This window comes from Bernardetia sp., assembly GCF_020630935.1.
Lineage (GTDB): Bacteria > Bacteroidota > Bacteroidia > Cytophagales > Bernardetiaceae > Bernardetia.
The window spans coordinates 35,939-37,593 of record NZ_JAHDIG010000036.1 but is presented as its reverse complement, the minus strand read 5'-3'; the positions used below and the strand labels follow the sequence as shown (position 1 = coordinate 37,593).

Here is a 1,655-nt window from a genome sequence, read left to right as displayed (position 1 = left end):
AAACTCAAATTACTATGAACTCAACCTATCAATCTTGTATCGAAGCCTGTCAGCAATGCCTTATTGACTGTCAAAACTGTCTGTATCAAATGGCAACTAAAGAAAGTATGAACGATTGTCCTCGCTGTTGTATTGAGTGTGTCGACTCGTGCTTAGTTTGTATCAAAGCCATGACAAATGATAGCAAATGGGCAAAAGACTATTGTCGTATCTGTGCCGAAATTTGTGAATGGTGTGCTGAGCAGTGTGAGCAACACGACCACGAGCATTGTAAAAAATGTGCAGCATCGTGCCGTAAATGTGCAGAAGAGTGTCGTAAGATGGCAGCTTAGTTTTGATATGCAAAATTCAAATCATTAGCGATTTTATACTATTTCGCTAATGATTATTTTTTAACCTTTTACCTGTTCCGATTATGAAAAATCAACTACTACTTTTATTTCTTCTGTTGTTTTGTAGCCAAAAAATACTAGCACAGCATCATCATAACCATCAAAGTCATTCTAGTCAAAAAGTCAAAAACAAAACTGTGGTTTATCATCTCCATGTAAGTGATACCATAATGGAAATAGCAGGCAAAAAGGCTAAAATGCTCACAACTAATGGACAAATTCCAGCCCCAACATTGTATTTTACAGAAGGCGATACAGCAATTATTTATGTACAAAACAACACAAAAGGAACAACATCTTTCCATTGGCATGGTCTGATTTTACCCAATAAAGAAGACGGAGTTCCCCTTCTAACTACCAAGCTCATCAAGGCTGGAGAAACACATGTTTTTAAGTTTCCAATTATTCAAAACGGAACATATTGGTATCATTCGCATACCATGTTTCAAGAACAAAAGGGATTGTATGGAGGAATTTCTATTGCTCCAAAAGAGCCTATACAAACAAAAGAAAAAGTCATTGTACTATCAGATTTTACTGACCAAAATCCGAATAACGTTCTTCGTCTTTTAAAACGCCATACCGATTGGTATGCTATTCAGAGAAATGCCATTCAGAGTTATGGAAAAGCTATAACAACAGGAAATTTAGGTGCAAAATTATGGATGGAGTGGAAACGAATGCCTGATATGGATTTGGCAGATGTGTATTACGATGCTTTTTTGGCAAATGGAAAAGTAAAAGAAGAAATTACAGACTTAAAAGCTGGGGAAACCATACGACTAAGAATTATCAACGGTTCGGCATCTTCTCATTTTTGGTTACATTTTGCTGGTGGAAAAATGAAAATCGTAGCTGCCGATGGAATAGAAGTTGAGCCAGTTGAAGTAGATAAATTACTCATTGCCACAGCAGAAACGTATGATATTGAAGTTTCTATTCCAAAAAATAAAGAAAATACAAAGTATGAATTTCGTGCTACTTCTTGGGATAGATACAAACATACTTCAGTTTGGTTGGGCGATGGAAAAGAACAAGCAGCAGAAGATTTGCCTCCAGTAGATTATTTCGGATTGGTAAATGAAATGAAAGATATGATGAAGATGATGCCCAAAATGAAAATGGGTAAAGCTCCTCAAAACAGAATGGAAGATGGTTTTTACACAAGTAAAAATGCTCCTACCAATCACGATATTTTAATGGAAGATATGAACAGAATGGGGATGGACATGAAAATGGGACACGGAAGTATGGGAAATATGA

The 1,655-nt window shown here is 36.2% G+C and carries 2 protein-coding genes; both read left to right on the top strand.

The features are described from left to right. The coding region (locus QZ659_RS11405) for a four-helix bundle copper-binding protein (RefSeq protein ID WP_291725946.1) at nucleotides 1-332 on the top strand (332 nt) is incomplete at its 5' end. Between the two features lie 83 nt (nucleotides 333-415). Beyond that, nucleotides 416-1,655, top strand: a 1,240-nt coding sequence (locus QZ659_RS11400) for a multicopper oxidase domain-containing protein (protein ID WP_291725945.1), incomplete at its 3' end; no start/stop codon positions are given.